Here is a 384-nt window from a genome sequence, read left to right on the forward strand (position 1 = left end):
CACCGACAGCAACACCCGCACTGACCAACTGATCGCAGGAGAACAGGCGGCACGGGACACGGAAGACAGAAAGCTGCATGGGCGCATCGACACGGAGCAGGCAACCCGCACGCAGGCCATCACTGCCAGCAACACCCGCACTGACCAACTGATCGCAGGCGAACGGACGACGCGGGACGCGGCGAACAAAAAATTGCAGGGCAACATTGATGCAACCAATAGAAACTTGGCATCTGGCCTCAGCGTTGAGCGCAATGAACGCACACAGGCCATCACCGACAGCAACACCCGCACTGACCAACTGATCGCAGGAGAACAGGCGGCACGGGACACGGAAGACAGAAAGCTGCATGGGCGCATCGACACGGAGCAGGCAACCCGCAC

The 384-nt window shown here is 60.4% G+C and carries 1 protein-coding gene; it reads right to left on the minus strand.

Going from position 1 to position 384, the window contains the following annotated elements:
• The coding region (locus AAC854_RS23260; protein ID WP_340619150.1) for a hypothetical protein at positions 1–384 on the minus strand (384 nt) is incomplete at both ends.

Source organism: Xenorhabdus entomophaga (assembly GCF_037996725.1).
Lineage (GTDB): Bacteria > Pseudomonadota > Gammaproteobacteria > Enterobacterales > Enterobacteriaceae > Xenorhabdus > Xenorhabdus khoisanae.